The organism is Bacteroides sp. 214, assembly GCF_010501015.1.
Taxonomy (GTDB): Bacteria; Bacteroidota; Bacteroidia; order Bacteroidales; family Bacteroidaceae; genus Bacteroides.
In genome coordinates, this window is sequence record NZ_QVML01000023.1 from 1 (window position 1) to 22814 (window position 22814).

Consider the following 22814-nt stretch of genomic DNA (forward strand, 5'->3'; position numbering starts at 1 on the left):
AACTTAAAAGTTTCACTGTAGCGATGTTGTACGGTTTTATGCATAAATAAGAAAATATTATGCAGCAAAAAGGTGACAACCAAATCCCGTATAAGACAATAGATACAACATTGCATTGGTAAAAAGGCAACATTGCAGTGTTATTTACGCAATTGTAAATAGCTCAAAATCCACCCCGAAATACTTTGCAGAAGTGGGCTCTGGGCTGGTATATTCGCCAAATAACTATCAAAATAGTTAAAACAGATTATATCACAAATAGTACCATTTAATACCTTGCTGTAATTACCGTACCAACAAAGCCCATCGAATCATTTTTTTATATACATTTGCCAGCCGTAACCGTAAACGATACATAAACAAAATGATAGCCAAGCTTTTGTACAGTATACTTCATTATTCCTTTTTAATATTCGTTCTTTGTGGTGCTATCCTATTTATAACCGATAGGCGAACCCGCTCTACGCAGATGCTCATAGGCGTTCTTGTCGTTAGCGGACTCTCGGCTTTGGCTCTCCTGCTTTCCGGCTATGACCTCGTTTCTTATAATAGTGATGCATTAAGTCCTGTGTATATTGTTGGCGGCACTATTGTGGGTATGCTACTCTTCTATTATGCACTGTTTTTAGCCTATCCCGGGTTGCACCCCCGATGTTATTTATCCTTCCTGATTCCTTTGGCAATACAAATCACGTTGTTGTTAATAGCTCAGGCTTCGGGCATCACGTTTCGGACACTTGATGGATTTGGCGATGTAATGAAATACATCAATGAACCCAATGTATGGTTCCGCCTCCTGTTGCTTCTCTTCACATTGTTTTATGCCATAGCGTTGGTGGCGCTTGGTATGCGCGCCCTCAGGTGGAACACCCCACAACGTAAAACCCTTCTTCTATCAACCTTTGCCCCGGCAGGCTTTGCGCTGACTTTCTTTCTCACCGCTATATGCTTTCCCGTTGGGGGACGCATTGTTAATAACCTCTACGCCATATCGTATGTAATAACCCTCACCTGGCACTTAGCGTGGATAAACCGCGCCCGGCACGAGGTTGTTGCCCCCCCGGCACCAAAGAGTAAGAACACTGCCAGCCTGAAAAAAGTAATTCAACCCCTACTCACCGAACCCCTGCTTACACAAGCCAGTGAGGATGATTACCGTCGCAACTTCGGTAAGCTATACCCAACCGGCATCTACAGCCTGCGCCAGGGCATACCCGGCATTACCCGTAACGAAGAGCTGTATTGCAGCTTTGTGCAATTAAACCTCACTACCAACGAGATTGCCCGACTGTTGGGAATCAACCAAAAGAGCGTAACCAAAATACGCTACCGCCTACGGCTGAAAATGAATATTGAAGAAGGAACGGATATGGATGAGTTTATTCGTGGGCTTATTGAGGGGAGGGATTAAACACACACGTCATTGCGAGAACTTGTTCGAAGCAATCCAGAAAAACATTTACTTATGAATACCACTGGATTGCTTCGGGATAAACCCTCGCAATGACGTGTGTTATCTGGCTTTATTTTTAATGACCGCTACTGCAAGTAGTTAAGTCATCTGTTGCTGAATCAGAAGAAGATGGGGCGCCAATTAATTTCAATTTACCTACCGCTACGCTGGTGCAGCAGTTGTAAACATAACCCGAGAAACTGTTGTAATAATTCCTCCCTACAAGCAATCCAACTTCACCATCAGCATCACCACTAATAGATTTACTTAAATTGTGACTGGTATGAATAGTAGCCCCATTAGAATTTTGACCTGCAATACCGCCCGTATGTTTTCCTCCAGAAACCGCGCCCATATTATAACAGGAATTCATATTACAATTAGAGTTATTCCAACCAACAATTCCTCCTATATAACTGGTAACATCGGGGCTGGTTTCAGTACTACAAACAACCGATCCACTATTTGTACATTGCGTAATTGCAGCAGTAGCATCGCTTGTAGATAAAGCATCTCCTACAATTCCACCCAAAACCAATCTAATATACTCTTTTTCATTACTGTCTACCCCACCAGTTAAGCTACCTGTAGCTTGACAATTATTTATTTTTGTGGCTTCTCTAATGCTGCCTACGATTTTACCTACATAAAACCCCTCAGCAATTCCATTAGCTACAGCATTGCATTCCATTTTCCCTGTAGCAGTGCAACTAATCAGTGCAGAATTATTAGTGTATCCAATGATAGCACCAGCAAATAAATTACCACTACCACTTTCTCTCTTTACACTTATATCAGCAGCTACATGAAGATTGCTAATGCTGCCACCATTGTTTCTACCAAAAAAGCCTAAGTACTTTGAATCCGGCATTATTAATTTTCCACTAATAGTATGCCCACCGCCATCAAAATGACCTTTAAATAAAGGGACGCCTTGATATCCTGTTCCTAATCCTATCGGCGTCCAAGTAGCAGCAGTTACATGTATATCGGTGGTAAGTTTAAAGTATTTGCCTTCATAGGCATCGGGGGTTGTATTTATTTCCTTTACTAAGTATTTTAGTTGTGCGGCATTTGTTATCAGAAAAGGGTTTTCTTCACTATCTCCTACGCCAGTACCTGTAACCCATGATTCGCCAGTACCACCGGCAACAGCATCATCAAATACACTCGCAGCATCACTCGTACCACCTACCTCTGTCAAACTGCTTGTAACCACATTATACACCTTGCTTGCTACAATACTCTGCCCACTTGCACCAACAGCTATAGTACCTTTATACGCTTTTGGCTCATCGCTAATAGTACCCGATACATTCACATTCAGTGTTTGGGTTATTGTGGTGGGGAATACTACCAGATAAGCTATTCCGGTTGGTTCACTAATAACTTCATCAAGCGTTATAGTAAGGCTTTTAGCATAGGTGTATGGCTCATCACTGCTAAGTTTATAGCCTACCGCAAGTTCGCTGTTATCTTCATTACTAACGGTTAGTGTTTTGGGGATAAAGCCCGCCTCTATTGGAAAGTTAATCCTGAGAACCGATACAATGTGTTCAAATGCAATGTTCTGTGTTATATCAGTAATCTCCTTAGCCACCATATAATTAAATTCACCTATATGACCCATATTGTTATTACCTTCCTGTCGCTGTCCTAACAAGGTGAGGTCTACATCGGCTAAATTAACCGCAGCCCGGTGGGCGGGGTATACGGCGGTGTAGTTAGTAGCCTCTCCTATTGGTTCTGCGCCGATAAAGGTTGCGCTTGTTGCCTCCGCACCCGATAAAAGTGCGAGCACCTCACGGGTACCTCCTTTGTAAAAAGCAAAGGCATCATTCTCAGTCCATACTACACTGATGGTATTACCATCTGTATTATACGTATGTCCCAACCTTGTTTCCGGCTCATTACCATGCTTGGCAGTAACGGTTATGGTTTCGCGAACCTCGGGTTCGGTTTGTGGTTGCTCCGGTGTTTCTATTTCATTGTTACAGGCAGCAAAGATGAATGATATTGCTGCTAAGTATATTAGTTTTCTGTAGCTTTTCATGGCTATTACTTGTTTACGTTAAAATGTCATTAATTAAATCTTCCCACTCCTGCGAAGCGCTTGCGCTTTGATGGATGCTTTTTCTACTACGGGTGGAGGAAGAAGAATAGTTCCAATCACCTCCACTTCCAAAGTCGTCAACATTTCCACCACCGGGACTTCCTGCTATTACTCCTTCATTCTCTACCTCTATCACCTCAATTGCGGGCGACAGATACTTTTCTTTGTTCATTTTGTATGTCATATTCTTTTTAAATAAATAGATTATTTTCTTTATTTTTTAATTCACTGCTTAAAAGTACAGTATATACTAGTGAAGTAAATGCCGGAAATGCAATTGTCCACCCTTTTGTCTACCTTTTAGGGGCTGTTTTGGCATTGCCAAGTGGGGGAAGTTAGGTAGATGATAGATTCCCAATTTTTATTCTCTTAGAGGAAAGGATAAAATGAAAACAAAATAAAGGAGTATGAATAATTAAGGCTAAAAAAAATAGTAGCAGAATTGTGTACTGAAGTAATTTGCATATCTTTGCTAAGTTATATATCAATACTTAAATACTTAAATTCACTTTAATGGGAAGAGTTCTAATTATTGGTGCAGGCGGTGTAGGAACCGTTGTGGCACATAAAGTTGCACAAAATGCGGATGTATTTACCGACATCATGATAGCCAGTCGCACCAAGTCCAAATGCGATGATATAGTAAAGGCAATTGGCAACCCGAATATCAAAACAGCAAAAATTGATGCGGACAATGTAGAGGAAATGGTCGTGTTGTTCAACGAGTTCAAACCAGATATCGTTATCAATGTGGCACTTCCGTATCAAGACTTAACAATTATGGAAGCTTGTCTGCAGGCTGGCGTAAACTACCTGGATACAGCCAACTATGAGCCTAAAGATGTTGCACATTTTGAATATAGCTGGCAGTGGGCATATCATGAACGTTTCAAAGAAGCCGGACTGACGGCTATCTTGGGTTGTGGCTTCGACCCGGGTGTGAGTGGCATCTTTACAGCTTATGCCGCGAAGCATTACTTCGACGAAATACATTACCTCGATATTGTAGATTGTAACGCGGGCGACCATCACAAAGCTTTCGCTACCAACTTCAATCCCGAAATCAACATTCGCGAGATAACTCAGAACGGACGCTACTACCAAGACGGAGAATGGATAGAAACCAAACCATTGGAAATTCATCAAGATATAACCTATCCTAATATTGGTCCAAAAGATTCGTACCTGTTGTTTCACGAAGAGCTGGAGTCGTTGGTAAAGAATTATCCAACTATTAAACGCGCACGTTTCTGGATGACCTTTGGGCAGGAGTACCTGACACATTTGCGTGTGATTCAAAACATAGGTATGGCTCGTATAGACGAGGTGGAGTACAACGGACAAAAAATTGTACCGCTTCAATTCCTTAAAGCTGTGTTGCCAAACCCACAGGATTTAGGCGAAAACTACACCGGTGAGACTTCCATTGGTTGTAGAATACGCGGTATTAAAGATGGCAAAGAAACGACCTATTATATATACAACAACTGTAGTCACGAAGCTGCTTACAAAGAAACAGGTATGCAAGCTGTGAGCTACACTACCGGGGTGCCTGCCATGATTGGAGCTATGATGTTCCTCAAAGGCGAATGGAACACCACAGGTGTGTTGAACGTAGAAGAGTTTAATCCCGACCCATTCATGGAACAACTCAATAAACAGGGACTTCCCTGGCATGAAGTTCATGGTGGCGACCTGGAACTGTAAAAAACGAAAAAGTATTCATTTTAATACATAAAGAAATAATATGGCTAAAAAAGACGAATTGGGCATTGATTCAAAAGCATCGGGCAGCGAGAAGCTGAAAGCGCTTCAGGCAGCGATGGATAAAATAGAAAAGAACTTCGGCAAGGGAGCTATCATGAAGATGGGCGACAGTGCTGTAGAAGAAATTGAAGTAATCCCAACGGGCTCTGTTTCACTGAATTATGCGCTTGGTGTAGGTGGTTATCCGCGTGGTAGAATAGTAGAGATATACGGACCTGAGTCTTCGGGTAAAACTACGTTGGCTATTCACGCCATTGCCGAAGCGCAGAAAGCGGGTGGGGTAGCAGCTTTTATAGATGCAGAACATGCGTTCGACCGCTTTTATGCCGAAAAACTGGGTGTGAATGTCGAAGAGTTGCTGATTTCTCAACCGGACAATGGTGAGCAAGCACTCGAAATAGCGGAGCAACTGATTCGTTCATCGGCTATTGATATCATTGTGATTGACTCTGTTGCCGCTTTGACTCCGAAAGCGGAGATTGAAGGCGATATGGGCGAAAACAAAGTAGGATTGCAGGCACGTTTGATGTCGCAGGCACTACGTAAATTGACCTCGGCGGTAAGCAAAACACGCACTACCTGTATCTTTATCAACCAGTTGCGCGAAAAGATCGGTGTTATGTTTGGTAATCCCGAAACAACCACCGGTGGTAACGCGTTGAAGTTCTACGCTTCTGTGCGTGTGGATATTCGTGGCGGACAACAAATAAAAGATGGCGATGAAGTGATTGGTAAACAAACCAAGGTGAAGGTGGTGAAGAACAAAGTTGCCCCTCCTTTCCGCAGAGCAGAATTTGACATCATGTTTGGCGAAGGTATTTCGCGCACCGGCGAGATTGTAGACTTGGGTGCCGACTTGGGTGTTATCAAGAAGAGCGGCTCATGGTACAGCTATCAAGATACGAAGCTGGCGCAAGGACGTGACGCTACGAAACAAGTAATTGCCGATAATCCCGAATTGGCAGAAGAACTGGAAGCACAGATCTTTGAGGCGTTGGGGAATAAGGCGTAAGTCATTACTATATAATAAAAATATAATCGCGAGCAGCCAGGTAAGGTTGTTCGCGATTTTTTTTGAATGATATTATCGTAACGCTTTGATATATGAGGGTGTGTCAAAACGAAGAGATTGACACACCCTCTTTCTTTTTTTATAATTACACCTGCAAGCAGAAGGCTGAAAGCCTGACATATTTTGCCTGGGGTAAAACCCCAGGACAGTGATTACAACAAGCAAAAAGTTCTGAAAGAACGGCACTAAAAGCCAATAGGGTGCCGCTCTTACAGAGCTTGAATTCACGTGGGCGATTCCAAAGCCCAGGGCTGCACTCGCTTCGCTCCCTGACCCTGGGCTAAGTATGTCGCGCTGTCAGCGCTTCGACGTTTGATACGCTCCCTATAACGAAGTCGTTTTTGATACACCCTCAGCTTCTTTATTTCTATAACTCTTCTGCTTTGATTCCCAGTGCTTGCATCATGGGGTATGCCAATACCTCGTTGCGATATCCTGTAGGGCGGTTTATGGAATTGTCCATGCTGAATACGGCTATTTTCTTTTGTTTGCTTTCGGCAAGAATCGTAGCCAGTTCTTCTCCGCACTCGTTCATGTTCAGAACAAGTAAGATGTTTTTTGTTTCTTTGGAGTCTGTGATGAGCGAGGCAAGCTCTAGTAATAGTTCCTGGCGGGTAGAAACATCTTCGGGCGAGAGGCTGGCGAAGGTGTATTCTGTCTCTCCGTTGCGAAAGGCGGTGCCGTTTAACTCAGTGGTGAGGTTGGAGGGAGTGCTATGTATGAGGGTAGTCTCTTTTTGCTCATAAACGAAAATGGTTTGTATCTCGGACTGCGTTTCTGGCAGACCGAAGTCGAGTGACAAATATGTAACGAAACCAGCCATATCCATAGGTTGTAATGGTCGTCCGAGCATACGCTCAAAATTGCGCTTCAAATCGGTGATTACGAAGTTGAGATAGGTGGCATCAATGAGAATGACCGTTTGAGGAAGCTTCAGCTGTTCGTTCATAATGAGTTGTTTTGTTCTAGTGTGCAAAGATACATTTTCTGTCAAAATGACACAAAATTGTCTTTGGCAAATCTTTTGTGCCTTATCGGTTGTTATTACTAAACGAATAAGAAAGGAGAACCTAATATGAACTTTAACAATTTTACAATTAAATCACAAGAAGCGGTGCAAGAGGCTATCAATCTTGCACAGAGTAGAGGGCAGCAAGCTATTGAAGCTGTGCATCTGCTTGGAGCAACCATGAAGGTAGGAGAGGATGTAGTTTCCTTTCTCTTCCGAAAACTAGGCATGAATAGTGCTCAGATAGCAACTGTTGTTGACAAACAAATAGATTCTTTGCCCAAAGTGTCGGGTGAGGGAAATCCATATCTAAGTCGCGAAGCGAACGAAACATTCACCAAAGCAAACAATTATGCCAAGGAGATGAACGACGAATATGTTTCGTTAGAGCATCTATTATTGGCTTTACTTACGGTAAAAAGTACCGCTGCTACTATTCTGAAAGACGCGGGCATGAATGAAAAGGAGTTACGTGCCGCGATTACCGAACTGCGCAAAGGCGAACGGGTAACCTCACAATCTAGCGAGGATACTTATCAGAGTCTCGAAAAATATGCTATCAACCTCAACGAAGCTGCCCGAAGTGGTAAGCTCGACCCGGTTATAGGTAGAGATGAAGAGATTCGTCGGGTGTTGCAGATATTGAGCCGCCGTACCAAAAACAACCCTATATTGATAGGTGAGCCGGGTACGGGTAAAACAGCTATTGTAGAGGGGCTGGCGCACCGTATTCTTCGAGGCGATGTGCCTGAGAACCTCAAGGATAAACAAATTTACTCCCTGGATATGGGTGCGTTAGTAGCAGGAGCAAAATATAAGGGCGAGTTTGAGGAACGCCTTAAATCGGTTATAAGCGAGGTGCAAAACTCCGAAGGATCCATCATTTTGTTTATTGATGAAATTCACACGTTGGTAGGTGCCGGTAAGGGCGAAGGGGCTATGGATGCCGCCAATATATTGAAGCCGGCGTTGGCTAGAGGCGAACTTCGCGCTATTGGTGCAACCACACTCGATGAGTATCAGAAATATTTTGAAAAGGATAAAGCTTTGGAGCGTCGTTTCCAGTCTGTACTGGTTAATGAACCCGACACAATGAGTACCATCTCTATACTACGTGGCTTGAAGGAGCGTTACGAAACACACCATAAAGTGCGTATCAAGGACGATGCCATTATTGCTGCCGTAGAACTGAGTAACCGTTACATTACCGACCGTTTCTTGCCCGATAAAGCTATTGACCTGATGGACGAGGCTGCTGCCAAGCTCCGCATGGAAGTAGATTCCGTGCCCGAGGGACTGGACGAAATAAGCCGTAGGGTGACGCAGCTGGAGATAGAACGCGAGGCCATTAAACGCGAAAAAGATGAGGCTAAGTTGCAACAGCTCAACAAAGAGATAGCGGAGCTGAAGGAGCAAGAGAACTCAATGAAAGCCAAATGGCAAAATGAAAAGACGCTCGTGAATAAAATTCAGCAACATAAGAGCGAAATAGAAAGCTTGAAGTTCGAAGCCGAAAAAGCTGAACGGGAAGGTAATTATGGCAAGGTAGCCGAGATTCGCTATGGTAAGTTGCAAGCGTTAAACAAAGAGATAGAAGACACACAGCAAGAGTTGGCGCAAATGCAAGAGAATGATGCCATGATTAAGGAAGAAGTAGAAGCGGAAGATATTGCCGATGTGGTATCTCGCTGGACGGGTATTCCTGTGAACAAAATGTTGCAAACTGAAAAAGATAAATTGCTACACTTGGAAGAGGAATTGCACAAGCGTGTGATTGGGCAAGACGAAGCAATCGAAGCTGTTTCGGATGCAGTGCGCAGAAGTCGCGCGGGTTTGCAAGATCCACGCCGCCCCATTGGGTCATTCATTTTCCTTGGAACTACCGGAGTGGGTAAAACGGAATTGGCAAAAGCACTCGCTGAGTTTCTCTTTGATGATGAAGGTATGATGACGCGTATTGACATGAGCGAGTATCAAGAGAAACATACTGTTTCGCGCCTTGTAGGAGCGCCTCCCGGATATGTGGGATATGATGAAGGCGGACAACTCACCGAAGCCATTCGTCGTAAACCCTACTCTGTGGTACTGTTTGATGAAATAGAAAAAGCACACCCCGATGTATTCAACATCTTATTGCAAGTGTTGGACGATGGTAGGCTGACCGACAATAAAGGTCGCGTGGTAAACTTCAAAAACACCATTATCATCATGACATCCAATATGGGCAGCTCTTATATACAGAGCCAGATGGAGAAGATGAAAGGTGCCAATCGCGAACAGCTCATTGAAGAAACCAAGCAGGAAGTGATGAATATGTTGAAGAAAACCATTCGTCCGGAGTTCTTGAACCGTATAGACGAGACTATCATGTTCTTGCCACTTACCGAAGAAGAGATCAGGCAGATTGTGATACTTCAAATACGTGGAGTGGAAAGCATGCTTGCCGAAAATGGTGTAACGCTACAGCTAACCGATGCTGCTGTTGAATTCTTAACGCAAGTGGGCTATGACCCCGAGTTTGGAGCTCGTCCAGTGAAGCGTGCCATACAGCGCTATCTACTTAACGATTTGTCGAAAAAGCTATTGGCTCAGGAAATAGACCGAACCAAACCCATTATAGTGGATGCTATAGAGGAAGATAAATTGTGGTTTAAAAATTAATCTAAACGCTGAGTTGCGCGGATTAACGCGGAGTTTTTAATTATTACTTTATTATTACTCCGCGTAACTCTGCGCAACTCAGCGTTTAATCAATGTATTTTAGAACTCCGTTACCATTTCCTTACCGTCTAGCCATGCTGCCATGTTTAATACCAGCAGGTTCCAGTTTTGGAATCCTTTATTGAGTACAGGCTCGCCATTATCGGGCAAGTAGTATTCGTGTAGCGCGCCATATCGTTCATAATCTCTGCCAAGTAGCAATACTGTCTTTTCGGCAATTTCGCGTGCTTCTTTCTCAAAGCCGTAGTTAATCATGCCACGAAATACCAAGTAATTAACATTGATCCAGATAGGTCCTTGCCATGAAGACGGGTTTCCGCTGGCACGGGTATTATACATTTTTTCCAGAGGGGAGAGTGTGCGTATTCCCGATGCGCAATTGAATAAGCGTGGGTCATAGAACTGACGCTCTACAATAGTTTTGGCTTGTTCGGGGGTAGCGATGTTTGCCCACATTGCCATGAAACCACTCCAAACGCTAAGTCGCTGAATGAGACAATCGTACGTGCGTGGTTGTCCCACATGGAAATAGAGTTCGCCGGGTAGTAGTGCCTCTATATCAGGTCTTTCTACTGGTAATAGGTTGAGGTCTACACTATAATAGAAGCCATCGCGTTCGTCCCAACAATGTTCGCGAACGGAAGCTGCCAACTTGCTTGCTTCGTCGTTAAATGTTTTGCTGATGTCGGGTTGGTTCAGACATTCGGCTAGGTATGCCATTGCAAGCAATTCTCTGTACATCAAACTGTTGAGGAAGATAGAACCCGAGCTTCCGTGTGGGCGGTAAAAGGTGCTGGGGTCATTGTCTACACCAATGGCATGGTCGTTTTGCCAATACATCAGGCCGGTGGGCTTGTGCTGGTGAAAGTTGAGGTATTTGCTAACGAAAGCTTGCAATACATAGAAGTTATCGCGCAGCCACTCCGCGTCACCGTTCATGTTCTTTACGATGAAGGCGGCATGTTGTGCGAGGCAAGGCTTGTGCATGTTGTCTTTCCAAGGATTGCGGGTTTTAAGCATCTCTTCGCGTGAGGGAGCGTTGCGCTCTATCCAGATAGGAATCCAACCATCCATACCTCCATAATTCAAAGAGTTAAGTACGCAACCTTGTTCATATTTCAGGGCTTGTTGCTTGTCTTTTTCGCTACCATTTTCTAAAAGTATTTGCCGTAGGGCTATATTACTCAGCCACGAATCCCAATCCCACAGCATGTCTAAATACTGGTTGCTACCCGGTGCCAGAAATGGGTATTTTAGAGCCTGTCCCGGTTCGCGATACATGCCTTTCATATCTTTATAGATGTATTCGCGACATATTTTCTTGTATTTTTCTACATTCTCGGGAGTACGTTGGGGTAGTTGGGCAAAGGCGGAGAGTGTGTAACCTACCGCAAGGAGTAGTAGTAATGTGGTGCGAAAAAGCTTGTGTTTCATGATAATCAGTAATTAAAGGTTTGTGAAAAGCAAATGTAGTAATAAAAAAGAGGATACGCAACGCATCCTCTTTTCTGTATTGTTGAATCAATATAGATTGATTATTTTACAAACTTAATAGTTTCTTTGTCGCCTTTAGCAATGTAAAGACCGGCAGGAAGTTGGTTTACTGCAATTTGGCTATCAGTTGACTTCATTACAGCAACACCTGTAATGTCGTAGATAGTCACTTCTTTCAATTCTGGGTTGTAAACAACATCGCCAATGCGTTTGATGGTTGAAACTTTTTGGTCTTTGATGCCAGTAGGTTGCTTAGTTGTATAGTCGTAAGCAGCGTTAGGGTCCAAAAGATAGGCTACAGAGTTTTTAATAATATTGATTGCATTATCATTAAATAAAGTGTAGCAGCTTGGGGTTCCTTCAAGGCTTAAACCCAACATAATGTATTTAGCTGCATTGTTCAGGTTTACTTCATGAATGTGTGTACCTGTATAACTTCCATCCAAGTTGGTAGCTGTAGCAATGGTGTGACTTTTGCTTGCGTGTTCTGCTAAATTTGTTCCGTCTAAATCTACTGCAAACTGAATGCCTTCTCTTGTTGTAGTAGCTTCTGAATAAAATGTTAATGTTGTCCCGCTAAATGTAACATTCTTGAAAATGTTATGGTTTTGAAGGTCGGTTGGTACTTCGGATGAGATAACTCCAGCACCTGCATTTTGAGCTGCAGCTGAAGACCAACTCCATCTTTTATTGGCATAACAAAAAACTTTTAGACTCAGGATTGGCTTAACACCTACTAATTCTCTCATTTTAAGCAAAGTTGCTTCTGTACCACCTACAGAAGAATGAATTAAAATAAGGTCATAGTTAGCAAAAAAAACAGCAACATCATCAGGAGTTGTTCCTGGCTTATCAACATAAGTGACATCGTAGTCTGCAAGTGCAGATATAATTTTTGCATCTGTTGTAGCTGGCACATAATTAGTTACGCTTGAGTCGTGGTAAATAGCCACTTTCTTTTTCTGTGCTTGCACAGAACCCGAGCATACTAATAAAACTGCTAATAGCAGTAAAGAAAAGTAATTGTTTTTCATAAAATTCATGTTTTAGTTTATAAATAAAAATAATTATAGTAACGTGTTTACACGTGTTTCTTAATTTGCTTATTGTATTGAACTCAACAAATTTATGTAGGATATTTTATTTGTTCAATACGTGTACCCTGTTGCTGTACAATTGGTAGGGTAAAAAAACAATTTTTCTGGTTATTTGCATGAAGCAATACAGTCGAGAGCTATAATATTTGCTCCCGACTGTATGTATACCTGCAACTTATTTAATGAATTTGATTGCTTCTTTTTTGGTGCGAGCTACATACACACCACCCGGAAGTTGTTGTACGCTGATGTTGTTTTCTTTCGATTTCATCATAGTTATTCCCTGCATGTTGAAGATGGTTACATCTTCTTCTTCCGGATTGTACACCACACCATTGAAGTATGTAAGTGCTGTTGCCTGTTGTTCTTCTATGCCTACAGACTCGCCATCGTAAGATACTAATTCCAATGTAGCTCCTGCGTAGGCTAAGCGTACGAATTTATCACCACCTCCAGCTTCTGCATCCGATCCTCCCAATGAATAGTAAGTGTCATCTACCGATTTTAAGGTTGCAGCACGATATACACGGAATGATTTGGTCCCTACCGGCGTGGTCATTGCAGTACCTGCATCTCCGGCACGACAAGGAACAAAAGTCGCATCTGCATAACCGATAATGTTGCTTGTACTAAACGGTATCTTGTCGGAGAATAATACAGCTGCTGTTGTTCCTTCATCAATCTTATCAGTAGTACCGTTCAATTTCAAGAAAGCTATGTTTTTTTCGCTGCTATTGCTGGTAAGAGAACCTTCAACATATGCGGTGGCATTGTTGATGTAGAAATTAACAATATTTCCTTTTGTGTCATACACATTGTTCTTGCTATTGTTCATGCTTCCACCTACAACCTTGTATGTCATTTCATCATTGGTTCCTGAAGCAACGGTGTAAGAGGTTGCTGTTGTACTTAAGTTTATTCCTGAAGTGGCGGCTATTCTATTGCTACCGTCATAGTCTATACCTATATCTACTAATGAAGATACAAACGAGTGCTCTCCTGCAACGAAGCTCCATACGGTTCCTGTGGCAGTGCCCAATGGGTTAACAGCATCCACACGCCAATAATAAGTACTCAACATGGTTAAGTTAAGGTTTGTGTGGGTATATGCTTTTTCGGTAAGTCCTGTGGCTATTTGCGTCAGGTCATCAGCAGATGAACCAAAGTAAACATTATAGGTAACATCTCCTGCCCAAGGACCTGTTGCATTTTTCCAGGTAAAAGGAATCTCTGTGTAAAAACGAGAAGTAGCACCAATTGCCGGTGCAGGGTCAGTTGATACATAAGGAGCTTTAGGAGTACCTTTTGTGCTTGCTGTCAATACCTCGGAAGGAGTAGAGTCTTCCAAACCTGCTTTTTTGCTGATGAGGCGGTAGTAGTAGGTAGTTTCTTCGCTCAAACCAGTATCTTGATACGATGTGGCTGTACCTGCCAACGTAGCAAGATCGGTAAACGTAGTACCGTCTGTCGATTTTTGAACAATAATGTTATCGCAATCGGCTCTGTTGTTTTTCCAGGAGAAAGTAAGCGTTTCTATTTGCTGGTCGCTAACGGCAAGATTCACAGCACTACGAATATAGTCGGCTACCGGACCGTTAATGCTGTTAATGTAATCTTCTATATATAGGTAACCGGTTGCAGGATTGATGCTTGTAGCAGAGAAGCCTTCTACGCTAGCCAGATTCTTTTCGGCTACATACCAATCGGGGATACCGTCATTGTCACTGTCGGCAGGGCGCGGACCGCTATTTACCACACCTACATTATTATATATTCCATTAAGGCGTTCGTTTGCAATCAAAGCACCTTTTGTGCCGTATGATATTAGTTGATCTACCAGGAACTCATCTACTGCTGTGCGACCAGACAGTGAAGCACCTGCACTTGCAATAATTTGTTGCAATGCATTGTCGGCTGTGAGGATGCTAGAAATTGCAGGATGCGCTTTAGGGCTGCCAAGAGCTTCCAGGCTGGCAGCAATGGTAGCACTTGGGAAGTCTGCTGCTGCAGCATCTGCTCCATTTGCTGTTCCATCTCTGTCGTAGTCTATCTTGTTTCCGGCATGATACACGCTGAAATTTGCATTACCTTCGCTGAATGCTTTGCGACTGCCCGATGATGGTCCGCTGATGAAATAGTTACCTTCGATGTGAGCATAAGACTTACCTTCGGAGGCTCCTCCCATAAGGTATGCACCACCGCCTCCCCAGTTATAAACCACGTTGTTTATGAATTGGTTTACTCCTTTTACTTTAGGATTACGGGTACTATTGTCAATATATAAGTTACCAATGAGCGAAACACCACCGTTGGTTTGAATCAAACCACCGCACGAGTGACTCAACAGACCTTGACCGATGATACTGTTCTGGATGGTAATATCAGCGGGTTCAACACCTTTGTTGTCCCAGCTAATAGAGAAGTTTTCGTCCAATCCCCAGCATACTGAAAGGTGGTCGAATATCATATTCTGACCATTGGCAACACCAGCAGCATCTTTGCCCGAGGTACCATCTTTTCCCATGTAGAAACGAATGTGGCGAACAATCAGGTTGTCGGCGCTGCTAAACGAAATCGCATCTCCATATACAACGATACCATCACCGGGAGCTGTCTGTCCCGCAATGTAAGAGTCGCCTTTGAAATTCAAACGGCTTTTGAGGTTGATAACTCCTGCTACGTCGAAAACAACGATTCTGCCGGGTTGACTAACGGCATCGCGTAGCGAACCGCTACCCGAGTCATTAAGATTTGTAACATGATACACACTGGGTGTTGCTACTGCACGAGCACCGGTTGCGTACCGACCGAATCCTTCTGCGCCGGGAAATGCTAATGTTTGAGCTTGTACGGCGAAAGAAAGTAGTATTCCTACTGCGGTTAATAATAATGAGAGGTGATTGTTTTTCATGAATTTGAAATCTTGTATTTGTTGATTAATAAATTAAAATCACTGTAACAAAGCTATACGTTATCTTTTATTTGTGCAACGTCAGGGCGTGTAGTGCGATAATTTGTTATAAAGAAAAACAATTTTTCGGGTAAACTTGCAAAGTGAACCATTATGAACTTGACTCTTATTTTTACTTTTTCCTATATTCGTAGCCACACTCTATAAAATACTTATGGCTCATGAGTTGTTTACTTATGGTTCATGAGTTGTTTACTTATGGCTCGCGGGTTGTTTGCTTATGGCTCACGGGTCATTTGCTTATGGCTTGCGGGGCGTTTGCTTATGGCTCACGAGTCATGAGCTTATGGCTTTGTTTACTATAAGATGTGTCTTAAAAAACCAGTGAGTTTAGTACCAAAACTCAGTCAGAAGTACAATGAAACTCAGTCGAATGTTGACCGGAAAACAGTCAGAATATCCTCCAAATGTGATTTCACGAAATAGGTCTTCACCTTCACAAAACGCTATAATCGAATGATAGTAAGTTAGTTATGTGTGAAGACCCCTTCTTTTTGCCTTCACAGGGTCTTCACGAATATTTTTTAATAAAATAAGGGACTTAAGCTCTATGCGATAGCTTAAGTCCCTCACTTTATCAGGAAACTTGTACGACTTGTTTGTCTTTTTATTCCTTGTCACCTTCTGTTGCCTCTTCAGCAACTTCCTCTTGCTTGTCAAACTCAACGTTGTTTGCAATAAGGATGTTATACCAGTTGATTAATTTTTTAATATCGTTGGGGTAAACACGGTCACGGTCGAAGTTTGGTAACACTTCTGCCAGGTATGCGCGTAGTTCCTCGGATGTTGCTTTCTTGGTATCTAAAGCAACTTCGGCTCCGTTTTCTTTTTCTTTGATAGAAGTAAGAACGGTTTTAAGTGCCACTTCTTCCTCGTCGGTATAGATAGCGATATCTGCCAGAGAGGTTACTTTATCGTGGGCGTATGCGGGGAAACGTTTCTTATCGGCAGATATTGATTCTACAATCAACATGTTTTTTCCTTGTGATATAAGTTTGTATAAACCGGGCTTACCGGAAATAAACAATACGGTCTTCAACATAAATTCTATTTGTTTTAATTAATTTGAATGGCAAAAGTAATATTCATAGCTCATTCGTGCAACGAAAAGGATGGATTATTTCTTAGAAACTGTTTTAGTTTTGCTCGTTCTTTTATTTGGTGCTATTTTTAGGCTGTTTGTTTTCTTTTTAAGGCGATAATAGCGGGCTATTTGAGCTGCAAAAAGAGAAGAAACAGACAAAAAGAGCGCTAAAGAAAAAACGAACCAGCGGTCGGCGAAGCCAAAGCATCCTATATTAATCATTCTGTGGAAAACTTAAACAGTTTCTTAGCTTTTCAATAAATGATGTTACTTGTGGAATAAGTGGATGGGTTTCGTCGTTGTATATAATGTAGTCGGCGTGCGTCTTTTTTAGCTCATCATCCATTTGTTTTTCAATGCGTTGTGCAATAAGTTCGCGTGTGGTGTTATCCCTTTGCATGGCGCGTTCAATGCGTATTTCCAGTGACGAATAAACCATCACAATGCAATCTACTTCATTTCTGAAACCGGCTTCGATCAGAATAGCCGATTCCATAGCTACGATACTGTTTGCTGACTGTTGTGTCGTCCATTTTCGGAAGTCTTCTTTTACGCGCGGATGAATAATCTGATTGATTATTCGCATGTGTTCTTCACTCTCAAACAGGTAAGAAGCGAGTAAGGGCTTATTGAGTTCGCCTTTTTGATAAATCTCTTCGCCAAGTAATTGGGTAAGTTGTTCGCGAATGTACGGATCAGTAGTTGTGAGCTGCTTGGATGCTGTGTCAGAGATGTACACCGGTATCCCCATTGTTTGCAGTAGCTGCGAAACCACGCTTTTACCGCTCCCAATTCCTCCTGTAATTCCTATCTTAATCATTGGTGCTGATGCGCTCAATCAGGAAGTCTACTTCCGAGGGGTTGATACGTATGTTGCTGATTCCCTTTGGCTGCACACTGAGTTTGACGGTGTATTTCTCCGAGGTGAGTTCTCTAAGCTCCTGATGAGAAATCTCGATAGCAAAATCCTCTTCTGTTATTTCTTTGAACCGGCTCATGCCTACCTGAAAAGTGACTTGTACTTTAGAAGGGAAGGTGCGCAAAATGCTATTTGGAGGGAAATTTATTCCATGTAATGGCACTTCTATTGTCTTTTCGGTATACCTGTCTACAGGAGAAGATAGTTTAACGGTATTGGGTACGAATTTTACACCTTTCAATGTCGTTAGTTTTGCGTCGATGTTGAGCGTATCTGTAATTTCTTCGGCCAGTTGTTCTTCAGTGAATGCAACTGAGAGCGTTTTTAATATTTCTTTTGGGGCAAACGCCATGACGCTGTCGGGCATAAAGAGCGTGTCGGAAACATAGTATTGCCTTCCGGCCGATATTTTTCCACGCAATTTTACTGGCACTTTTTTGGAATCGCCTGTGGTATAGATGTACTCCAATGTGTCGGGCTTGATAGACATAAGTCGGGTAGAAGCGCTTAGCTGTGTTTGAACTCTTCGACCAAAATCTGCTGAGGCTATTTTTATGTGACTTCCCATGTTTGTGTAGCTGGCAAAGTCGATATTAACAGGGAAGAAGCTTTTGCCAAGAATATAATTAAGAAGTACTGTGCCCCTGTCTTTGACTGTAACCTGCACGGTAGGTGCAATCTCGGATGTCATAATGATGTCGTCGGGTACATTTTTCAGACGAACGGGAAGTGAAAAATTCGTCTCGTATTCATTGTTTAGCGTTTGGAGCATCCAAAATCCGCTTGCAATGAAGAAGAAAATTAAAAAGATAAAGAACTCTCTGCTTTTTGGACTGAGCAGAAAGTTCTTTATCTTTTTAGATAATTTACTGAAAGCAATTTTTGATGTCCTACGGTCAAGCATAGGCTTATTCATTTATTTGCTTGTATTTGTAGTAGTATCCGATGCGTCGGCGAAAATAGAATTCTTATCTATTTTTATATTTACTTTGTCAGCTATCTCCAATACAACGTATGTATCGTTAATCTCTTTAATCTTTCCGTAAACACCTCCGGCTGTAACTACCTTTTGGTTTACCTCAAGTGCTTTGCGAAAGTTAGCAATTTCTTTTTGCTTTTTGTTTTGTGGACGAATCATGAAGAAGTACATGATAGCAAACATGGCTATCAACAGAATCCACATATTCATTCCACCACCTGCCATTGGGGCTCCTTCTTGCAAGAAAACTACTAATAAATTGTTCATAATAACTCGTTTTTGGGTTTGTTTATAGTATGCAAATGTAATCGATAAGTTTGTAACCTACGATTTATTTTGTAAGTTTTCCTTCTTCCTTTAATAGTTTTACAATTCCGTCGAGTGTTCCATTAATGAAACTTCCGCTTTTTACGGTACTGTACATTTTAGCTATTTCCACATATTCGTTGAGAGATACGTTAATTGGAATGTTGGGGAAACTAAGTATTTCTGCTAATGCGCATTGCATGATTACTACATCCATAAAAGCAATACGGTCCAAGTCCCAGTTTTTGGTGTTTTCACCAATCAAGTGTCTGTAATAATCCGAATTTAGGATAGTACGGCGGAATAATCTGCGTGCAAATTCTTTGTCTTCATCATCTTTGAACTCAGGAAGTAGTGGTTGAGTAGCTCCCAACTTTTCATCAAACTTCTTGATGGTTTTCATTACAAATGTATCTACTATCTCTTTATCGTCATTCCAATAGAGACTTTGATCTTCCAATAACTGTTCTAAAGATTCGTTATTTAAGATGAAGTTCTTGTATAGCTTTCTCCATAGTTCCTTATCATCACTGTATGATGAATCTGGCAAAGCCATATAATCCTTATATATATTGGATGCGATTATTTTATCGTATAATTCTTTGATAAATTCTTGATTGTTATCCCAAGTTTTTTTCTGGTTAGTTACAAAATCTACCAATTGGTGGTTTACTTCCAGTTGGGCAACGAATTTGTTTTCTACAAACTTCATATTGGGAGCTAACTCTTCTTTTGTCGGTGCCAATTTTGATTTCGCTAAATCAATGCGTTTCTGCGCGTAGTTTGTTACAGCCACCATGAGCATTAACAAATAGTTGTATAAGTCGTATGCTTTGGAAAGACTGAAGAATAATTCTTTCTCCGCTGAGTCTAAATTGCCACTTCCGTTTTGATAATAAGCATATACTATTTGTATAATCTTGAGACGAATAAGAACTCTGTTAATCATAACCTCGTTAAAATTGTTGTATTTGAACCGCAAAAGTAGAAAAATTATATGAGTTTCATAACCTAAATCACATTTTTTAATTGAAACAGCTATTCTCTTGTTGTTTTCTTTTGATGGTTGAAAAAAAAGTTCCAATTTTGACCTCAATTTTCAAACAGACAAATGCAATATGGAAGATTATAAGAAAAAGAATGGTGGAGAGGCAGATAAAGAAATTGTGTTTTCTAAATCAGTAAAAGCCGGCAAACGTATTTACTATCTAGATGTAAAGAAAAACCGTAAAGAAGAGTTGTTCCTGGCAATTACTGAAAGCAAGAAAATCGTTTCTGGCGAAGGAGAAAGCACTCATGTGAACTTTGAAAAACATAAGATATTCTTATATAAAGAGGATTTTGAAAAATTCATGAATGGATTACAAGAAACGATCTGTTTTATTAACGACAATCAAAAAGAACTGCTCCCTATAGACGCTTCGGCTGAAAAAATCGATATAGACATAAACTTTGATTAGGCATCTATTTGATTATTAGAAAAGAAAGCGTATTTTTGCACCGCTTTTTGAACATCGTGTGATAATAACACATCGTGTGATGGTAAATTGAGCATAACTTAATTTAGAGTAACACAAATTTTTTAGAAAATGAAATCAATTGAAATTAAAGGAACTGCAAGAGAAATTGCAGGACGTTCTTCGGAACAAGCCAGAGCGTTGAAATCTATGCGTAAAGCAGGTGGTGTACCTTGCGTACTTTATGGTGGAGAAGAAAATATTCACTTCACTGTAACAACTGATATGCTTCGTAACTTGATTTATACACCCGAAATTTATTTAGTGAACTTGGATATTGATGGAAAGGCAATTACTGCTATCTTGAAGGATATTCAATTTCATCCGGTAAAAGATACTATTCTTCACGTAGACTTCCTTCAGGTATTTGCAGACAAACCAATTGTAATCGAAGTGCCGGTTAAATTAGAAGGTTTGGCAGAAGGTGTGAAAGCAGGGGGTAAATTGACTCTGCAAATGCGTAAGCTAAAAGTAAGATCACTATACAAAAATGTTCCTGAAAGAGTAACAGTAGACGTTACTTCTTTAGGTCTTGGTAAAACAATTCAGGTAGGTGCACTCGCTTTTGAAAATCTGGAACTATTGGATCCGAAGAATAATGTAGTTTGTGTTGTTAAATTGACACGTGCGGCAAGAGGTCTTGCAGCGGCAGCAGCAAATAAGTAATTTAGGATATATCTAGATAATTGAAAAGGAGTGAGAAGTAAGAATATACATTCTTATTCTTGCTCCTTTTTTTAATATTGGGAGTATAATTTCAACTCTCTGAATGATGAAATACTTAATAGTAGGCTTAGGGAATATTGGTCCTGATTACCATGAAACCCGTCACAATGTAGGTTTTATGGTATTGGATGCTTTGGCTAAGGCATCCAATGTTGTTTTTAGCGATAAACGCTACGGCTTTGTAGGCGAAATGTCTATCAAAGGTCGTCAGCTACTATTGCTGAAACCTTCTACTTTTATGAACCTGAGTGGAAACGCGGTTCGCTACTACATGCAGAAAGAAAAAATCCCTTTGGAGAATGTATTAATTATAGCGGATGATTTAGCCCTTCCCTTTGGAACATTGCGACTAAAACCAAAAGGAAGTGATGCCGGGCATAATGGATTAAAACACATTGCCGATACGCTGGGTACACAAAACTATGCACGGCTTCGGTTTGGTATTGGTAGTGATTTTTCGAGAGGCAGACAAGTGGATTATGTGTTAAGCCCGTTTGACGCAGAAGATTGGCAAACAATGCCCGCACGGTTGGAAACAGCCGGTGAAATCGTCAAGAGTTTTTGCTTGGCGGGTATTAACATAACGATGAATCAGTTCAATAAGAAATAATCATGGAGGCTAGAATTGACAAGTGGCTATGGGCTGCACGTATTTTTAAGACACGGACTATTGCTGCCGAGGCTTGTAAAAAAGGACGCGTGATGATTAATGGGGCGAATGTGAAACCTGCGCGGATGATAAAAGCGGGTGATGTGATACAAGTAAAAAAACCACCTATTACCTATTCTTTTAAGGTGCTTCAGGCCATTGAACATAGAGTGGGAGCGAAGCTAGTCGTAGATGTCATGGAAAATGTAACTACTCCCGACCAATACGAACTACTGGAGATGAGCAAAGTGAGTGGTTTTGTGAATCGTGCCAGAGGAATGGGGCGCCCAACAAAGAAAGATCGTAGAGAGCTAGATGATTTTACCGATGTCGAAGCGATGGATGATTTTGAATTTGACTTCTGAGTAAAAAGATACTTATGAAGACCCCGCTTTGCAGGGTCTTCATAAACTAAAAAGGTTTTCTATAATGCCTCTTTAATTTTCTTCGCCATCTCTTGATACTCTTCGTCCGTTAGATACACCTTTCCGGGATTCATTTGGAAAGTTCCTCCATAATCGGGTCCATCAATGTACTTAGGGACTAAATGGAAGTGTAGGTGTGATAGCTTATCCGAGTATGCACCATAGTTAATTTTTTCAGGACTGAAAACTTTGTCCATGGCACGGGTAACACGTGTTACATCAGCCATAAACGCATTTAGTTCTTCGGGAGTAAGCTCAAACATATCGTTTACGTGTTTGTTGTAAGAAACCAAACAACGTCCGTGGTACGTTTGTTCCTTAAATATAAAAACGCGTGATACGCTTAATGGTGCTACTTCAATCATCAGGTTGTGTAGTGTGTCATTATTCTGACAGTACAAACATTCTTTTGGATCACTTTTCATAACAATTGCTTTATTTTAGTTTATATTGATATGCCAAAAGTACGTCTTTTTGGGAATTATCCAGTCGTTTTTTAAGTCGTTTTTGCA

At 41.5% G+C, this 22814-nt stretch carries 20 protein-coding genes; 8 read left to right on the plus strand and 12 right to left on the minus strand.

Annotated features, from left to right (window positions below; genetic code table 11):
* Positions 1-364 precede the first annotated feature (364 nt).
* Complete coding sequence (locus D0T50_RS12865) at positions 365-1411, plus strand: hypothetical protein (RefSeq protein ID WP_163223939.1); 1047 nt, start codon at positions 365-367, stop codon at positions 1409-1411.
* Positions 1412-1529: 118 nt separating this feature from the next.
* Here the strand turns inward: D0T50_RS12865 and D0T50_RS12870 are convergent, their stop codons facing one another.
* Positions 1530-3506, minus strand: coding sequence for a hypothetical protein (locus D0T50_RS12870; protein WP_163223940.1), 1977 nt, complete (start codon positions 3504-3506; stop codon positions 1530-1532).
* A 13-nt stretch (positions 3507-3519) separates the two neighbouring features.
* Entirely contained in the window at positions 3520-3750 is a 231-nt protein-coding gene (locus D0T50_RS12875) for a hypothetical protein (protein ID WP_163223941.1), read from the minus strand.
* A 329-nt stretch (positions 3751-4079) separates the two neighbouring features.
* Between D0T50_RS12875 and D0T50_RS12880 the strand changes: the two genes are divergently transcribed.
* Both D0T50_RS12880 and recA read left to right on the plus strand, forming a co-directional pair.
* Positions 4080-5273, plus strand: a complete 1194-nt coding sequence (locus D0T50_RS12880) for a saccharopine dehydrogenase family protein (protein WP_163223942.1) — start codon at positions 4080-4082, stop codon at positions 5271-5273.
* A 40-nt stretch (positions 5274-5313) separates the two neighbouring features.
* Positions 5314-6345, plus strand: coding sequence for a recombinase RecA (recA, locus tag D0T50_RS12885; protein ID WP_163223943.1), 1032 nt, complete (start codon positions 5314-5316; stop codon positions 6343-6345).
* Between the two features lie 427 nt (positions 6346-6772).
* Here recA and D0T50_RS12890 read toward each other — a convergent pair whose 3' ends face one another.
* Positions 6773-7354, minus strand: coding sequence for a DUF6621 family protein (locus D0T50_RS12890; protein ID WP_163223944.1), 582 nt, complete (start codon positions 7352-7354; stop codon positions 6773-6775).
* A 126-nt stretch (positions 7355-7480) separates the two neighbouring features.
* Between D0T50_RS12890 and clpB the strand changes: the two genes are divergently transcribed.
* Positions 7481-10075 (plus strand): ATP-dependent chaperone ClpB, encoded by a 2595-nt coding sequence (clpB, locus tag D0T50_RS12895; RefSeq protein ID WP_163223945.1) that lies wholly within the window; start codon positions 7481-7483, stop codon positions 10073-10075.
* A gap of 99 nt (positions 10076-10174) precedes the next feature.
* On the opposite strand, the gene D0T50_RS12900 is transcribed toward clpB, so the two are convergent.
* The 8 genes from D0T50_RS12900 to nusB all read right to left on the minus strand — a co-directional run bounded on the left by D0T50_RS12900 (position 10175) and on the right by nusB (position 19934).
* Positions 10175-11425 (minus strand): trehalase family glycosidase, encoded by a 1251-nt coding sequence (locus D0T50_RS12900; RefSeq protein ID WP_370520915.1) that lies wholly within the window; start codon positions 11423-11425, stop codon positions 10175-10177.
* 245 nt (positions 11426-11670) lie between these two features.
* Positions 11671-12663 (minus strand): T9SS type A sorting domain-containing protein, encoded by a 993-nt coding sequence (locus D0T50_RS12905; protein ID WP_163223947.1) that lies wholly within the window; start codon positions 12661-12663, stop codon positions 11671-11673.
* 238 nt (positions 12664-12901) lie between these two features.
* Positions 12902-15637, minus strand: a complete 2736-nt coding sequence (locus D0T50_RS12910) for a fibronectin type III domain-containing protein (protein ID WP_163223948.1) — start codon at positions 15635-15637, stop codon at positions 12902-12904.
* Positions 15638-16304: 667 nt separating this feature from the next.
* Complete coding sequence (locus D0T50_RS12915) at positions 16305-16739, minus strand: DUF5606 domain-containing protein (RefSeq protein ID WP_163223949.1); 435 nt, start codon at positions 16737-16739, stop codon at positions 16305-16307.
* Positions 16740-16995: 256 nt separating this feature from the next.
* Entirely contained in the window at positions 16996-17601 is a 606-nt protein-coding gene (gene coaE, locus D0T50_RS12920; protein ID WP_163223950.1) for a dephospho-CoA kinase, read from the minus strand.
* Complete coding sequence (locus D0T50_RS12925) at positions 17594-18604, minus strand: YbbR-like domain-containing protein (protein ID WP_163223973.1); 1011 nt, start codon at positions 18602-18604, stop codon at positions 17594-17596. The genes coaE and D0T50_RS12925 overlap by 8 nt, the downstream gene beginning before the upstream one ends.
* A 12-nt stretch (positions 18605-18616) precedes the next feature.
* Positions 18617-18946 (minus strand): preprotein translocase subunit YajC, encoded by a 330-nt coding sequence (gene yajC, locus D0T50_RS12930; RefSeq protein WP_163223951.1) that lies wholly within the window; start codon positions 18944-18946, stop codon positions 18617-18619.
* Between the two features lie 64 nt (positions 18947-19010).
* The gene (gene nusB, locus D0T50_RS12935) at positions 19011-19934 is read right to left on the minus strand and encodes a transcription antitermination factor NusB (RefSeq protein ID WP_163223952.1); all 924 of its coding nucleotides are present in this window, start codon (positions 19932-19934) and stop codon (positions 19011-19013) included.
* Between the two features lie 169 nt (positions 19935-20103).
* On the opposite strand from nusB, the gene D0T50_RS12940 reads away from it, so the two are divergent.
* The 4 genes from D0T50_RS12940 to D0T50_RS12955 all read left to right on the plus strand — a co-directional run bounded on the left by D0T50_RS12940 (position 20104) and on the right by D0T50_RS12955 (position 22242).
* On the plus strand, positions 20104-20445 hold the full coding sequence (locus D0T50_RS12940; RefSeq protein ID WP_163223953.1) for a DUF3276 family protein: 342 nt from the start codon (positions 20104-20106) through the stop codon (positions 20443-20445).
* A gap of 129 nt (positions 20446-20574) precedes the next feature.
* A complete protein-coding gene (locus D0T50_RS12945; protein WP_163223954.1) occupies positions 20575-21168 on the plus strand; it encodes a 50S ribosomal protein L25/general stress protein Ctc in 594 nt (197 codons plus the stop codon).
* Between the two features lie 106 nt (positions 21169-21274).
* A complete protein-coding gene (pth, locus tag D0T50_RS12950; RefSeq protein ID WP_163223974.1) occupies positions 21275-21838 on the plus strand; it encodes an aminoacyl-tRNA hydrolase in 564 nt (187 codons plus the stop codon).
* Positions 21838-22242, plus strand: coding sequence for an RNA-binding S4 domain-containing protein (locus D0T50_RS12955; RefSeq protein WP_163223975.1), 405 nt, complete (start codon positions 21838-21840; stop codon positions 22240-22242). The genes pth and D0T50_RS12955 overlap by 1 nt, the downstream gene beginning before the upstream one ends.
* Before the next feature lie 59 nt (positions 22243-22301).
* Here the strand turns inward: D0T50_RS12955 and D0T50_RS12960 are convergent, their stop codons facing one another.
* Entirely contained in the window at positions 22302-22727 is a 426-nt protein-coding gene (locus D0T50_RS12960; protein WP_163223955.1) for an HIT family protein, read from the minus strand.
* Positions 22728-22814 lie beyond the last annotated feature (87 nt).

Coding starts and splice junctions, on each gene's coding strand:
- D0T50_RS12910 (WP_163223948.1), bottom strand. CDS start 15,637: ATGAAAAACAATCACCTCTCATTATTATTAACCGCAGTAGGAATACTA.
- D0T50_RS12890 (WP_163223944.1), bottom strand. CDS start 7,354: ATGAACGAACAGCTGAAGCTTCCTCAAACGGTCATTCTCATTGATGCC.
- D0T50_RS12915 (WP_163223949.1), bottom strand. CDS start 16,739: ATGTTGAAGACCGTATTGTTTATTTCCGGTAAGCCCGGTTTATACAAA.
- clpB (WP_163223945.1), top strand. CDS start 7,481: ATGAACTTTAACAATTTTACAATTAAATCACAAGAAGCGGTGCAAGAG.
- D0T50_RS12940 (WP_163223953.1), top strand. CDS start 20,104: ATGGAAGATTATAAGAAAAAGAATGGTGGAGAGGCAGATAAAGAAATT.
- D0T50_RS12905 (WP_163223947.1), bottom strand. CDS start 12,663: ATGAAAAACAATTACTTTTCTTTACTGCTATTAGCAGTTTTATTAGTA.
- D0T50_RS12900 (WP_370520915.1), bottom strand. CDS start 11,425: ATGAAAGGCATGTATCGCGAACCGGGACAGGCTCTAAAATACCCATTT.
- yajC (WP_163223951.1), bottom strand. CDS start 18,946: ATGAACAATTTATTAGTAGTTTTCTTGCAAGAAGGAGCCCCAATGGCA.
- D0T50_RS12945 (WP_163223954.1), top strand. CDS start 20,575: ATGAAATCAATTGAAATTAAAGGAACTGCAAGAGAAATTGCAGGACGT.
- D0T50_RS12880 (WP_163223942.1), top strand. CDS start 4,080: ATGGGAAGAGTTCTAATTATTGGTGCAGGCGGTGTAGGAACCGTTGTG.
- D0T50_RS12865 (WP_163223939.1), top strand. CDS start 365: ATGATAGCCAAGCTTTTGTACAGTATACTTCATTATTCCTTTTTAATA.
- recA (WP_163223943.1), top strand. CDS start 5,314: ATGGCTAAAAAAGACGAATTGGGCATTGATTCAAAAGCATCGGGCAGC.
- D0T50_RS12925 (WP_163223973.1), bottom strand. CDS start 18,604: ATGCTTGACCGTAGGACATCAAAAATTGCTTTCAGTAAATTATCTAAA.
- D0T50_RS12960 (WP_163223955.1), bottom strand. CDS start 22,727: ATGAAAAGTGATCCAAAAGAATGTTTGTACTGTCAGAATAATGACACA.
- D0T50_RS12875 (WP_163223941.1), bottom strand. CDS start 3,750: ATGACATACAAAATGAACAAAGAAAAGTATCTGTCGCCCGCAATTGAG.
- coaE (WP_163223950.1), bottom strand. CDS start 17,601: ATGATTAAGATAGGAATTACAGGAGGAATTGGGAGCGGTAAAAGCGTG.
- pth (WP_163223974.1), top strand. CDS start 21,275: ATGAAATACTTAATAGTAGGCTTAGGGAATATTGGTCCTGATTACCAT.
- nusB (WP_163223952.1), bottom strand. CDS start 19,934: ATGATTAACAGAGTTCTTATTCGTCTCAAGATTATACAAATAGTATAT.
- D0T50_RS12870 (WP_163223940.1), bottom strand. CDS start 3,506: ATGAAAAGCTACAGAAAACTAATATACTTAGCAGCAATATCATTCATC.